The organism is Pseudoalteromonas sp. SANK 73390, from assembly GCF_054966645.1.
Genome location: NZ_ARPN01000207.1, coordinates 49720 through 62145 on the forward strand (window position 1 = coordinate 49720; position 12426 = coordinate 62145).

A 12426-nucleotide genomic window follows, 5' to 3' on the forward strand; every position below is an offset into this window, starting at 1 on the left:
CAGTACTCCTTAAAAATTACTCTGATTACGTTTATCTTGCGTCTGAGTTTGGATATCTTGTTGTGATATGACTCCTCTGTTGACAAAGTTAGTCAAACACTGCTCCATTGTTTGCATACCGTGGATTGCACCCGTTTGAATCGTTGAGTACATCTGCGGGATTTTATCTTCTCGGATCAAGTTACGTATAGCGGGTGTGCCAAGCATAATTTCGTGTGCTGCAACACGTCCGCCACTTACTTTTCTCACTAATGTTTGTGAGATCACCGCTTGAAGTGACTCTGACAGCATAGATCTCACCATGTCTTTTTCTTCACCGGGAAAAACATCAATAATTCGGTCAATTGTTTTCGGTGCAGACGTAGTATGCAATGTACCAAACACTAAATGTCCGGTTTCAGCGGCTGTCATGGCTAATCGTATGGTTTCTAAATCACGTAGTTCACCAACTAAAATAACATCAGGGTCTTCACGTAATGCACTGCGTAATGCCGCTTTAAAACTGCGAGTATCACGATGGACCTCTCGTTGGTTTATCAAACTTTTTTGGTTTTTATGAACAAATTCAATAGGGTCTTCGATTGTTAGAACATGGTAATGCTGCGTTGCATTAATATGATCAACCAAAGCTGCCAGCGTTGTAGACTTACCCGAACCTGTTGGACCGGTGACCAGCACTAACCCCTTACGATACTCTGCAATTTTACGAAAAATATCCGGCGCACCCAAGTCATCCAAGCTTAATACATCCGCTGGAATGGTCCTAAAAACAGCCGCAGGCCCCCTATTGGTATTAAAGGCATTAACACGAAAGCGGGCTAAATTGGGCACTTCAAAAGAAAAATCTACCTCTAGATTTTGCTCATAGTCTCTGCGCTGGTTATCATTCATGATATCGTACACCAGATTGTTAACATCCTTCGCTTCAAGCGCTGGAATATTAACGCGACGCACGTCACCATCAACGCGTATCATAGGCGATACGCCCGATGATAAATGTAAATCGGAGGCTTTGTGTTGCACACTAAAAGCCAATAACTCAGTAATATCCATGTATGACTCCACTACGAGCTGAAAAATAATATGGTTACAATAGCAGAACGACTTAACTTGGCCTACGCCCGCGTAGAAAAAGCCGCACAACAACGTACAGATAATCATCTAAGTGATCACCCTGTTACTATTTTAGCAGTTTCTAAGACTAAACCTATTGAACTTATCGAAGAGGCATATGCACAAGGCCAACGCCAATTTGGTGAGTCATATGTTCAAGAAGCGGTAGATAAAATAACCCACTTAAAAGATAAAAAAGACATTCAGTGGCATTTTATTGGCCCTATCCAATCTAATAAGTCACGTTTAGTCGCTGAGCACTTTAGTTGGGTGCAAAGCGTAGACCGAGAAAAAATTGCAAGACGCTTAAATGAACAGCGACCCACTAATTTGCTACCTCTGAATGTACTTATTCAAGTAAATATCAGTGCAGATGAAAACAAATCTGGCTGCCAGTTAGAAGACCTTGATCAACTTGCAGAATTTATCGATAACAGTCGTCAACTTAACCTTAGAGGGCTGATGACCATAACAGAACAAACTGATGATAAAAATAAACAATTACAATATTTCCAGCAAATGAAAGCTTGCTTTGATAGACTAAAGGACCAATATCCTCAGCTAGATACATTGTCGATGGGTATGAGTGGTGATTTAGAACCAGCAATAGAAGCTGGTGCCACTATGGTACGCATTGGCACTGATATTTTTGGCTCAAGAAAATAAGGTAAGTACTCGCTATGTCAAATAAAACAATTGCATTCATCGGCACAGGTAATATGAGTTACGCGATCATTGGCGGCATGATTAAAAACGGCTTTGCACCACAAAGCATTATCGCTACTAACCGTAACAAAGATAAACTCGCCAAAGTAGCAGCTGACTTCCAAGTACAAACCACCTCAGATAATAACCAAGCTTTACGAGATGCTGATGTGATTGTCTTGTCTGTAAAACCTCAAATGATGGCTGAACTTTGCCAAAGCTTTCAAGATTCAGGTGTTGATATCAGCGATAAGTTGTTTATCTCTGTTGCTGCCGGTATCACCGTCACTCGCCTAAGAGACATGCTTGCACAAAAGGTAAAAATGGTGCGCTGTATGCCAAATACCCCTTGTCTATTGGGCAGAGGTGTCTGTGGCTTATATGGTGAAGACATTAGCCAAGATGAACACGATTATGTGACTGAAGTATTTTCTGCTACTGGCATTGCAACTTGGGTAGAGCAAGAATCCCAGATTAATGATGTTATTGCTGTAACAGGCTCTTCACCAGCCTACTTTTTCTTGTTTATGGAAGCCATTGAAGAAAAAGCCAAAGCGCTTGGCTTTAGTGCTGAGCAAGCTCGTCTGTTAGTACAACAAACAGCATTAGGAGCCGCTGAAATGGCTCTCTCTCAGCCCGATATCAGCATCGCTCAATTACGAGCAAACGTTACCTCTAAAGGCGGCACCACTCATGCTGCGGTTGAACACCTAAAATCTCAAAACTTACACGCGACAGTCGCAGGTGCAATGGATGCTTGTATTGCCCGCGCTGAAGAAATGGAAAAAGAAATATAAGGTTAATTTATGAACTCCATGCAATTTTTAATCGGGATCGTTTTTGATCTATTCTTAATGGTCGTATTGTTACGATTTTGGTTACAGCTAGTGCGTGCTGATTTTTATAACCCACTGAGCCAAACGGTCGTAAAAGTGACTTCATTTGCAGTCAATCCACTGCGAAAAATAATTCCTGGTGTCGGAGGGCTCGACTTTGCTTCTTTATTACTGGCGTTCATTGTGGGCTTTGCTAAAGTATCTTTGCTCATGGTGCTTTTTTATGGCGGCTGGGACCCTATCAGTACATTGATCAATGGTGTTGTGACCGTATTGAAAGAAGCATTCTCTTTGGTATTTTGGATACTTATCATTAGAGCAATATTAAGTTGGGTTGCACAAGGCTACAACCCCATAGCAGCGGTATTTGATCAACTAACTGAACCGATGTTAAGACCTATTCGTAAAGTTATTCCACCACTGGGCGGTTTAGACTTATCAATCTTAGTGCTGATCATTGGTATGCAATTTTTACAATTGCTGGTAATGGACTTACTCGCATAGGAGCCTTAATCATGAACAAGTATTTTCTCTTAGCCTTAGTGCTTATTGCCTCTACTTTTGTGCAAGCACAGTCAACTCAAGGTGGTCAATTTAAAGAATTAGGCGCTTGGCAAGTCCATTATATTGCTTTTCCTTCAACCTTTATACAGCCTAACATTGCCAGAGCTTACGACTTAGAACGCAGTAACTACAAAGCAGTTGTGAATATTTCAGTGTTAAAAAATAACACTGAAAAAACGGCGCAACAAGCGACTTTAACAGGTGAAGCCCGCAACCTAATTGGCAATAAGCAAACACTCACGTTTAAAGAGGTTGTTGACGGGGAGTCGATCTATTACCTTGCGCAAATAGATTTTGATAATGAAGAGATTTATCGTTTTACGATAAACATTCAACAAGGTAATACCCAGCAGGTATTAAAGTTTCAGCAAAAATTTTATGTGGATTAAAGTAGTATGACCCAAAAAATTGTCTTAGCGACAGGTAATCAAGGCAAAGTGAAAGAGCTTGCAAATATGCTCAGTGAGCTCAGCATTGAAGTATTACCGCAAAGTCAGTTTAGTGTTTCAGATGTGGCAGAAACTGGCACTACCTTTGTAGAAAATGCCATTATTAAAGCGCGTCATGCAGCTAAAGTGACAGGCCTTGCGGCCATTGCTGATGACTCGGGATTAGAGGTCGACGCGCTTAACGGCGCGCCGGGCATTTTTTCTGCGCGCTATGCAGGTATCAATGCCAACGACCAAGATAATATCGACAAATTGTTATTAGAGCTTGGCGACAACCCCGTACGAAGCGCCCGCTTTTGGTGTGTACTGGTATATATGCGCCATGCCAACGATCCTACGCCCATTATTTGCCAAGCAAGTTGGCAGGGTGAAATCACAACTAAGCAGCAAGGTCGTGAAGGTTTTGGATATGATCCTATTTTTTATATTCCACAACTCGAGTGTACCAGTGCAGACCTGACTAAAGCACAAAAAAATGCCATTAGCCACCGAGGCCAAGCACTCAATATGTTGCTCACTCAACTGCAGGCTCGTTTGTGAAACTGCCTCCACTAAGCTTATACATACACGTTCCATGGTGTATACAAAAATGCCCTTATTGTGATTTCAACAGTCATAGCTTAAAAGGCAAAGTGCCTGAACAAGAGTATGTACAGCATTTATTAGCCGACTTTAAAGCCGACTTACACTTGGTGCAAAACCGCAAGCTACATAGCATTTTTATCGGCGGCGGCACGCCTAGTTTACTATCCGCCGACGCTTACCGGTATTTATTAGGCGAAATAAATAACTTAGTAGAATTTGAACCGGGTATTGAAATAACCTTAGAAGCAAATCCAGGTACCGTCGAAACAGACCGCTTCAAGCACTATGTTGAGGCTGGTATTAATCGAATATCGATTGGTGTACAAAGCCTTCAATCAGACAAGCTCAAAGCGCTTGGCCGTATTCATGGTGAACAAGAGGCACTCAATGCAGCTAACGAAGCAAAGAAAGCTGGGTTAAACTCATTCAACATGGATTTAATGCATGGTTTACCACACCAAACACTACCTGATGCATTGAGCGACCTTCAGCGTGTCATTGATTTGCATCCACCGCATATTTCTTGGTACCAACTCACTATTGAGCCAAATACACAATTTGCTTCTAAACCCCCAGTTCTTCCCGAAGACGAAACTCTTTGGGATATTCAAGAACAAGGTCAAGCTTTATTAGCACAGGCGGGATATCAGCAATACGAAATATCTGGCTATGCAAAAACAGGATACCAATGTAAACACAACCTGAATTATTGGCAGTTCGGCGATTATCTTGGGATCGGATGTGGAGCACATGGCAAAATTACCCAACCAGGCCTAAATGAGATCGTGCGAACAGTTAAAGTAAAGCACCCTAGAGGGTACATGGACTTAACTAAACCGTATCTGTTTGACAGCTGGCAGGTCGAGCACAAAGATCGACCATTTGAGTTTTTTATGAATTGCCTGCGCTTGCAACAACCCTGTAATAAGCAAGAATTTATCGACTTTACTGGACTGTCGCTAGCACTCATTGAAAACAAGCTTAATAATGCTCAATCAAAAGGCCTATTGCTTGATCAGGGTGATTCATGGTTAGTTACAAATAAGGGCCACAGGTATTTAAACGACCTGCTACAATCATTTGTTTAAATTGTTTTAATAATCGCCAATTTTTATACATTTTTTTAAGACTGAGCCTTAGGCTCCTAAATAACAACAAAGGTAGAACAATGCGTAAACTTACTGTTATTGCCGCTGCTATTAGCGTAGCTTTACTAGGTGGTTGTCAGCAAACAGCCGAAAAACCAGCTCCTACACAACAAGTGCAACAAATAGCACAAAGCGAAATCGAAAAAGCGAATGCATTTTTTGAAGAAGTGTTTACTCGTAATGTAATGCGAAGCCCTGTTTATCAAACTTACATGGGGATTAAGCAAGATTACGATAAGTGGGATGACGAAAGTGAAGAACGAGCGCTAGAAGATTTAGCGCTAACCAAAAAAGATCTCTTAACACTAAAAAGCATAGACCGTAATAAATTAGATACTGCGACACAAGTTAGCTATGACTTAATGCAACAAAACTTAGAAAATGAAATAGCTGACTTTAAATGGCGCCATCATAACTATCCTGTGAACCAAATGTTTGGTACTCACTCAATGGTGCCAGCGTTTTTAATCAACCAACATCAAATCTCTGATGTGAAAGATGCAAAAGCATATATTTCACGTTTAAATGGTGTACCAAAAGTTTTTGAACAACTGATTGACGATTTAAAGAGTCGAGCTAACAAAGGAGTTATTGCTCCTAAATTTGTTTTTCCTCATGTGATTGAATCAAGCAAAAATATCATTGTTGGCGCACCTTTTGATAATGGTGCTGACTCAACCTTACTGGCAGACTTTAAACGTAAAGTTGAGAAACTAAGCATTGCTGATGATGAAAAATCAGCGCTTATTGCTCAAGCAACTGATGCATTAAAAGTCGCTGTAAAACCTTCTTATAGCAAGCTTATTAATTACCTTGCACAACTAGAGAAACGAGCAGACAACCGCGATGGTGCTTGGAAATTCCCTGACGGTGAAGCGTTTTTCAACAATGCGTTAGCTCGCACGACAACGACTGACTTATCAGCTAAAGAAATTCATGAAATTGGCCTATCTGAAGTCGCTCGCATCCATGATGAAATGCGTGAAATTAAAGACAAAGTGGGTTTTAAAGGTGACTTAAAAGCGTTCATGGAGTTCATGAAAACGGATAAGCAGTTCTATTTGCCAAATACTGAGGCTGGTAAAGAGCAATACCTGAACGAAGCTACTGCACTTATCGATAACATGAAATTACGCCTTGATGAGCTATTCATTGTTAAGCCAAAAGCAGACATGATTGTAAAACGTGTTGAAGCTTTCCGAGAAAAAGCTGCAGGTAAAGCATTTTACCAACAACCAGCTCCAGATGGCTCACGTCCAGGTATTTACTACGCGAACTTGTATGATATGGAGGCTATGCCAACTTACCAAATGGAAGCATTGGCTTATCATGAAGGGCTACCAGGGCACCATATGCAAATTGCTATTGCACAAGAGCTTGAAGGTGTTCCTAAGTTCAGAAAATTTGGTGGCTATACAGCCTATATTGAAGGTTGGGGTTTATACTCTGAACTTGTACCAAAAGAAATGGGCTTGTATGAAGACCCTTACTCAGATTTTGGTCGCTTAGCAATGGAACTATGGCGTGCATGTCGACTAGTTGTCGACACCGGCATTCATGCAATGAAATGGACACGTCAAGAAGGTATTGATTACTATGTAAATAATACTCCAAATGCAAAGTCTGACGGCGTAAAAATGGTTGAACGTCATATCGTTATGCCATCGCAAGCTACCGCTTATAAAATTGGTATGTTGAAAATTTTAGAGCTAAGAGAAGCGGCTAAAAAAGAGTTAGGTGACAAATTTGATATTCGCCAGTTCCATGATGTAGTTCTAAAAAATGGTCCAGTACCATTGAACGTACTAGAGAACTTTGTTGATGAATGGGTAGCAAGTAAAAAGTCTTAAGACTTTTTACTAATGAATAATAAAAGGCTGCAATAGCAGCCTTTTTCAATTATTAAGAAACCATACCTAAGGAGCCTTGCTTTCATTATATTTTTTACGGTAACTTGTTCGCACAGTAGGTGATTGACTAAACAGAGTATTTGCCAACACTATATGAATGCATGCACCACCGTGTGCAGGACTTTGAACTTTTAACTCCCCCTTTAACTTATCTGTCACTAAATGATAAATCACACTCAACCCCAAACCTAATTTGCCAAAATGCTGTCGACTATTGAGCGATGGCTGAGCTAAAATAGGTAATAGCTCACTGTCTATCCCCACCCCATCATCTTTAAAGTACAAATGAACAAAGTCATTCACAACCATAGCAGACACCACAATATGTAATGGTTTATCTGTATGTTTTGCATGTTTAACGCTATTACTAATACAGTGATGGCATACTTGTTCAAATACCGCTGGGTAGCTTTGCAGTTGCAACGTATCAGGTATCTCATAACTAACCTGAAACTGCTCGGTTATAAGTTCAGTACTATGACGTACAAATACATTTTCAACCAGTTGTTTAAGATTAAACTCCACAACTACATCAAACTGCTGATAATTTGAGATATGCTCAAAGTCAGCTAATAGGTCATAAATATTTGCAAGTTCCACATCTAATTGCGTTAATATTTGCTGTGATTTAGTTAACAATTGAGATACTTGACCTTCATTCGCTTGACCACAGGTAAGCTTGTTTACAATGGTATTTAGCCGCTTTTGGTGTGTTGCCGCATGCTCAACGGTATGCTGTAATGATTTAGAAAAGCCTTGGATCATACTACCTAAAGTAGCTTCTTGCGCCTGTTCTATAAATCGTGCATGCACCTGATCTAACCTTGTTGCTAACACATTCGTAAACTCAAGCAGTTCTTGCAATTGAGGCTCTGCAACTAACTGCCCTTTACAATGCTCAGGTAAACGATATGACTGTAGCCCTTTGACATCACTGAGCACTTGCTCTGTTAATGCAATACCTTGGCTTAGCTTTCTATAAAGACAATACAACCAAGCTCCCCACAAAAATAGTACAACTAATAACAAAGACCACCATCTCAGATCAATGGGTTGCTCAGAGGCTGGGTTATTTGAAAATTGCTGAGTAAATGTTTCAGATAAAGCATTATTACCCTCAGAAAGTTGTAAAAAGCGAGTGTTATTTAATACCTGAAGCTGCATAGGCGGGTCATTTAAGGCTGTGTCCTCAAAAGCAAGTAATGCTACTTGTAAGTCAACTTGAGTTACCAAATTTTGACTAAAAAAAGAGGAGTTTTGACTTTGGTGATCCCTCAAATAGCGCTGCAACTTTTTCACAGCTAAAGTATATTCTGCTAGACCTTTGTCCTGCGTTGCTATTGTGGTATAGGTATGTTGTACACTCTGAAACAAACGGTTAAATTGGTTTAATTGTTGCTCAGTTCTGAGTTGCTCATAAACTAGAGAGATCAAAATCCAAGCTATAAAAACACTCAACATCAGCCCGCTAACAAGTACGACTTTAAAAACTAACTTTGACTGTGAAATTTGCACAAATGACTGCTCAACAAAGGGTTATAACATAAGCTTAGTAAATAAAGTGCTTAACACCAATATATGGTTGTTCTCTGCTAAGCTTAAATCATTATCAAGTTAATAATTTAAGTAGTATGACAGCTGATAAAAAAGAGTATGCCAACAACAATAGTCCAACTCGTCGGCTCTTTACTAAACAATTAGCTTACCTAGGTGCTGGGCTCACTTTACCACTTCCTTTATTTGCACAAGATAATTGCAAAACAGTGAATGAGCAAGAGTTTGAGCGGTGCAATCAGGCATTAATTAATATGGTATTTGCTTCACCCTATGATACAAATCAGTGGCGCTCATCACCTCATATGCATCAACAGCTAAAAGAAAATATTGAGTATTTCAGTAACAGTAAAATATATTTAAATGTGTTCCACAAAGGTAAATTAGGTGTTGGTACCAAGCTTGCGGCACTCGTTGCCAGAGGCTCTATTCATGGTGCGCTGATCTCAGTATCAAATTTAACACCCATCCTACCAGCACTGGATATACTTAATATTCCATTTTGGTGCGCGCAACGACACAACTACCTCAAACTTATTTCATCCAAGTTATGGCAAAGTCAAATCATCGATAAAATACATCGCCAAGGTAAATTAACAATTTTAATGCATTACTTACCCGGAACAAGAACCGCAACTTCAACGAAACGCTATGGCGAAACAATCAAAACACCACAAGATATGCACAACATCATATTTCGTATACCGGCAAGTAAAGCACTGCAACAATTTTATGATTTGTGTGGTACTTCGGCCGTTGAAGTTCCTTGGAATAAAACGGCCACTCTCGCACGAGGTGGACGGATTAATGCGCTCGACCCTTCTGTAGTTGGGCTGTTTAATGGCCCGAATAATTTAAAACAGCATCTGGGGACTGTGTCACAAATTAAGAGTGTTCAAGATGGTTGGTTATTTGTAGTGAATCAGTCTTGGTTTAATAGCTTGTCAAAAGAGTTGAGGTATGCTCTAAAAACTGCCTCTAAAGCAACTTTTGAGGCACATTTAGCGCAGCTCCCTCGGGTTGAACAATATTGTGAACTTGGCTTAAAACAACTAGGCACAAAGATTTACCAACCTACAGTGGATGAAATGGCGCAGTGGCGAGCCGTAGCAGGCCACCAGCTAAGACAATGGAGCCCACTCAAACAAGCACTCCTTGGTGATGAAGCACTATTTGAGCAGTTTTATGACGCTGCTAACCTTTAAATCACATTCAAGTTATACCAATGACATTAAAAAAATAATCAGATAGTGCGATAGATAATTGGCTTAGTAACATATTCTACATGAGTAATTTTTAACGCCGTTAATGAGTTATATAGCTCGCTAGAATGGTCAATTTTTTAAAATCATATAGACTCATTTTTTACTGATATACTATTTTGCTCTTTGTCTATTGCCTGCCACTTTGGGTTTAGTATTCGCTTTTTTGAACTGGCCAAATCCGGTATGACGAGTCAGTGCTGCTTGCCCACCTTTACCTTTACGATTTGCCTTTGACCTTTGTGCTCTTCCCTCTTCTGGTACTAAGCAGTTTGGTCCTTTACCAATCAGGTTCGCTTTGCCCATAGCGCGTAACGCCTCACGGATCATAGGCCAACCTGATTCGTCATGATAACGTAAAATAGCCTTATGTAACCGTCTCTGCCTTGCGCCTTTAGGTACACTCACCTGCTCTTTGTTATTTTTAATATTTCGCAGCGAATTCATTTCGGTGTGGTAAATCGTTGTCGCATTAGCCATCGGTGATGGGTAGAAGTTTTGCACCTGATCTAACTTAAAATCATTTGATTTTAACCATAACGCCATATTAACCATATCTTCATCTGTTGTGCCTGGGTGCGCTGAAATAAAGTACGGGATCAAATACTGCTTTTTTCCTGCTTCTTTTGAGTATTTATCAAATAATGCTTTAAATTTATCGTATGTACCCATACCCGGTTTCATCATTTTAGACAAAGGGCCTTGCTCGGTATGTTCTGGCGCTATTTTCAAATAACCGCCAACATGGTGCGTCACCAACTCTTTTACGTAGCGAGGGTCTTCAATCGCCAAATCATAACGAACACCCGATGCAATAAGTATTTTCTTTACTCCTTCAACATCTCGCGCCTTACGATATAAATCAATAGTTGGCGTGTGGTCGGTGTCCATATGTTTGCAAATATCAGGATAAACACACGATAAACGGCGGCACGTACTTTCTGCTTTTTTACTTTTGCAACGTAACTTGTACATATTTGCAGTAGGGCCACCTAAATCAGAAATAACCCCAGTAAAGCCCGGTACTTTATCACGGATTTGTTCTATCTCTTCGATAATTGATTCTTCTGAACGACTTTGAATAATTCGTCCTTCATGTTCAGTGATAGAACAAAAACTACATCCCCCAAAACAGCCTCGCATAATGTTGACCGATGTTTTGATCATGTCATAGGCCGGTATTTTTGCATCCCCATAACTTGGGTGCGGCACGCGTTGATAAGGTAATCCAAATACCGCATCCATCTCATGCGTCTCCAACGGGAAAGCTGGCGGGTTAACCCAAATATAGCGATCACCATGGCGCTGAAAAAGCGCTCGAGCACATCCTGGGTTAGTTTCTTGGTGTAAAATTCGAGAAGCATGAGCATACAAAGGTTTATTGACACTAACCTGTTCATAAGCTGGCAACTTTACATACACCTTTTCCCAAGGCTTTAATCTTGGTGGCTGAATTGTAATAGGTTTTGCAGTATCGGTAGATAAATCAATACCCGCTTTGGTAAATTCAGATTTGCTACAGCCAACATCATCGGCACCATAGGGGTTGGGGATTGGATCAATTTTTCCCACTTTGTCGATGGCTGTAGAGTCACTACCTCGCCATTGTGGCAAAGGGGTTTTGCGAATAACGGCAGTACCACGTACATCTTGAATGTCTTCGATAGAGTCGCCTTTAGCGATACGGTGAGCAACTTCAACCAACGGGCGTTCTGCGTTGCCATAAATAAGAATATCGGCTTTAGCATCAAAGATAATGCTACGACGTACCTTTTCTTGCCAATAGTCATAATGCGCGATGCGTCTTAAGCTTGCTTCAATACCTCCGATCACCAAAGGCACTTCTTTATAAGCTTCGCGGCAACGTTGGCTATAAACAACCACGGCACGGTCTGGACGCTTTCCACCTATATTGTCAGGCGTATATGCATCATCATGGCGCATACGTTTTTCTGCAGTATAACGGTTAATCATAGAGTCCATGTTACCCGCTGTTACACCAAAGAATAAATTCGGCTTACCAAGGTCCATAAAGGCATTTTTATTTGACCAGTCTGGCTGAGCAATAATTCCTACCCTAAAGCCCTGCGCTTCTAGCACGCGGCCAATTACAGCCATGCCGAAACTTGGGTGATCCACATAAGCATCGCCAGTTATCAGTACAATGTCACAGCTATCCCAGCCTAAGGCGTCCATTTCTTCACGGGTGGTTGGTAAAAAAGGAGCCGTTCCATAACACTCAGCCCAGTATTTTGGGTATGAGAATAATGGACGTTCAGCTTTGAGTGTGCTCATAGTGA

At 40.7% G+C, this 12426-nt stretch carries 11 protein-coding genes; 8 read left to right on the forward strand and 3 right to left on the reverse strand.

Annotation, left to right across the window (positions count from 1 at the left end; all coding sequences use genetic code 11):
- Positions 1-9: 9 nt before the first annotated feature.
- Positions 10-1053, reverse strand: a complete 1044-nt coding sequence (locus tag SANK73390_RS22610; RefSeq protein WP_462768557.1) for a type IV pilus twitching motility protein PilT — start codon at positions 1051-1053, stop codon at positions 10-12.
- A gap of 30 nt (positions 1054-1083) precedes the next feature.
- Here SANK73390_RS22610 and SANK73390_RS22615 point away from each other — a divergent pair, with 30 nt between their 5' ends.
- The 7 genes from SANK73390_RS22615 to SANK73390_RS22645 all read left to right on the forward strand — a co-directional run bounded on the left by SANK73390_RS22615 (position 1084) and on the right by SANK73390_RS22645 (position 7250).
- A complete protein-coding gene (locus tag SANK73390_RS22615) occupies positions 1084-1779 on the forward strand; it encodes a YggS family pyridoxal phosphate-dependent enzyme (RefSeq protein WP_462768558.1) in 696 nt (231 codons plus the stop codon).
- Positions 1780-1793: 14 nt separating this feature from the next.
- A complete protein-coding gene (gene proC, locus SANK73390_RS22620) occupies positions 1794-2615 on the forward strand; it encodes a pyrroline-5-carboxylate reductase (protein ID WP_462768559.1) in 822 nt (273 codons plus the stop codon).
- Positions 2616-2624: 9 nt separating this feature from the next.
- On the forward strand, positions 2625-3158 hold the full coding sequence (locus tag SANK73390_RS22625) for a YggT family protein (protein WP_462768560.1): 534 nt from the start codon (positions 2625-2627) through the stop codon (positions 3156-3158).
- A gap of 11 nt (positions 3159-3169) precedes the next feature.
- Positions 3170-3607 (forward strand): DUF4426 domain-containing protein, encoded by a 438-nt coding sequence (locus SANK73390_RS22630; protein WP_462768562.1) that lies wholly within the window; start codon positions 3170-3172, stop codon positions 3605-3607.
- A 6-nt stretch (positions 3608-3613) separates the two neighbouring features.
- A complete protein-coding gene (locus tag SANK73390_RS22635; protein WP_462768564.1) occupies positions 3614-4207 on the forward strand; it encodes an XTP/dITP diphosphatase in 594 nt (197 codons plus the stop codon).
- Positions 4204-5340: a radical SAM family heme chaperone HemW gene (gene hemW, locus SANK73390_RS22640; protein ID WP_462768567.1), complete on the forward strand. Its 1137-nt coding sequence runs from the start codon at positions 4204-4206 to the stop codon at positions 5338-5340. Before SANK73390_RS22635 ends, hemW begins: the two co-directional genes overlap by 4 nt.
- A gap of 80 nt (positions 5341-5420) precedes the next feature.
- Positions 5421-7250: a DUF885 domain-containing protein gene (locus SANK73390_RS22645; protein ID WP_462768569.1), complete on the forward strand. Its 1830-nt coding sequence runs from the start codon at positions 5421-5423 to the stop codon at positions 7248-7250.
- 66 nt (positions 7251-7316) lie between these two features.
- Here SANK73390_RS22645 and SANK73390_RS22650 read toward each other — a convergent pair whose 3' ends face one another.
- The gene (locus SANK73390_RS22650; protein WP_462768571.1) at positions 7317-8825 is read right to left on the reverse strand and encodes a sensor histidine kinase; all 1509 of its coding nucleotides are present in this window, start codon (positions 8823-8825) and stop codon (positions 7317-7319) included.
- Positions 8826-8941: 116 nt separating this feature from the next.
- Between SANK73390_RS22650 and dctP the strand changes: the two genes are divergently transcribed.
- Complete coding sequence (gene dctP / locus SANK73390_RS22655; RefSeq protein WP_462768573.1) at positions 8942-10069, forward strand: TRAP transporter substrate-binding protein DctP; 1128 nt, start codon at positions 8942-8944, stop codon at positions 10067-10069.
- A 171-nt stretch (positions 10070-10240) separates the two neighbouring features.
- On the opposite strand, the gene SANK73390_RS22660 is transcribed toward dctP, so the two are convergent.
- Complete coding sequence (locus SANK73390_RS22660; RefSeq protein WP_462768575.1) at positions 10241-12421, reverse strand: YgiQ family radical SAM protein; 2181 nt, start codon at positions 12419-12421, stop codon at positions 10241-10243.
- Between the last annotated feature and the right edge of the window lie 5 nt (positions 12422-12426).